Source organism: Mesorhizobium sp. WSM4884, from assembly GCF_029625675.1.
In the GTDB taxonomy this organism is placed as follows: Bacteria; Pseudomonadota; Alphaproteobacteria; order Rhizobiales; family Rhizobiaceae; genus Mesorhizobium.
In genome coordinates this window covers 1-1,499 of the sequence record NZ_JARTVO010000047.1, presented here as the reverse complement: position 1 = coordinate 1,499, position 1,499 = coordinate 1, and the positions used below count along the sequence as shown (strand labels likewise).

General features: G+C 66.0%; 1 protein-coding gene. It reads left to right on the top strand.

The features are described from left to right. Window positions 1–269: 269 nt before the first annotated feature. A complete protein-coding gene (locus P9236_RS30590) occupies window positions 270–1,481 on the top strand; it encodes an IS110 family transposase (protein WP_278078200.1) in 1,212 nt (403 codons plus the stop codon). Window positions 1,482–1,499: the final 18 nt, after the last annotated feature.

The window sequence follows — 1,499 nt, the reverse complement described above, 5'->3', positions numbered from 1 at the left end:
GCTCATCAGGCAACCTCACGATTGCGTTGAATCAGTTTAAGAGCTGATTGGGCGTTGGTCCCGCGCCACCGTGACGACTGCCTGCGTCGCTTGCCCGATGAGGGCCCGCATGAGACTAGCGGCGTTGCGGTGGCCGGAAGCCGCAGACGGGCTACAGGAAGATGCGCCACGGACATGTCGGCCAAGATGCGTCCAGAGCGCCGATTGATGAGCAACCCGTGAGGGCTCCCGGCACCGGGCACCATACTCCAGTTCAGTGAGGTGCATCCATGACCATTTTCGTCGGGCTCGACTGGGGCGGGTCCAGTCATGCCGTCTGCGTCGTCGACGCCGCCGGCAAGGTCCTCGACCACTTTGTCGTGGCCCATGATCGCGATGGGCTTGCCGATCTCGTCGCGCGTCTGCGACGGCATGGCTTGCCTGGCGAGACGCCGATCGCCATCGAGCGGCCCAGCGGGTTGCTCGTCGACGCCTTGGTCGAGGCCGGCTTCGTCGTCACGCCGGTCCATCCCAATGTCGTCAAGGCGTGCCGGCCGCGCTATCGCGCCGTTGCCGCCAAGAACGATCCTGGCGATGCCTACATTCTTGCCGACATCCTGCGCACCGACGGGCACCGGCTGACCCCGCTCAGGCCCCAATCCGATGCCATCAAGGCGCTGCGCGCGCTGGTGCGAGGGCGCGACGATCTCGTTGCCACAAGACTCGTGCTCGCCAACCAGTTGCGCGCCCTGCTCGAAAGCTTCTGGCCTGGCGCCGCCGGCGTGTTCGCCGACATCGCAAGCCCGATCGCACTGGCCTTCCTCCAGCGCTATCCCACGCCCGAAAGTGCCAGCCGCTTGGGTGAGAAGCGCATGGCCGCCTTCCTTGCCCAGAACCAGTATTGTGGCCGGCGCAGCGTCGCCGATGTGCTCGGCCGGCTGCGGGCCGCTCCCACCACAATGGCCGCCGAAGCCGAAGCCGATGCCAAGGGCGAACTCGCGCGCGCAATCGCCACTACCCTCGAAAGCATCGTCTCCCAGATCGCCAGGCTCTCCAGCCGCATCGAGCATGCCGTCGCCGAGCTGCCCGAAGGAAAGATCGTCATGTCCTTCCCGCGCGCTGGGAAGATCTGCGCCGCACAGATTACCGCCGAGCTGGGCGACGTGCGCGACCGCTTCCAGAGCCAGGAACATCTGGCCGCCGAGGCCGGCGTCGCCCCAGTCACCTATCAGAGCGGCAAATCCCGAGCCGTCACATGGCGATGGGCCTGCAACAAGCGACTGCGCGCCGCGCTCACCTGCTTCGCCGACAACTCCAGGCATGCCAGCCCCTGGGCCGCGAAGGTCTATCAGGACGCCAGAAAGCGAGGCTGCAGGCATCCTCATGCCGTGCGCATCCTCGCCAGGGCTTGGCTCAGGATCATCTGGCGCGCCTGGCAAGACGGCACCCCTTACGATCCCCAAAAACACCCCGCCGCAAACGCCTTGCTCACAACAGGTTGACACAGGAAGTCTCATGCC

Coding starts and splice junctions, on each gene's coding strand:
- P9236_RS30590 (WP_278078200.1), top strand. CDS start 270: ATGACCATTTTCGTCGGGCTCGACTGGGGCGGGTCCAGTCATGCCGTC.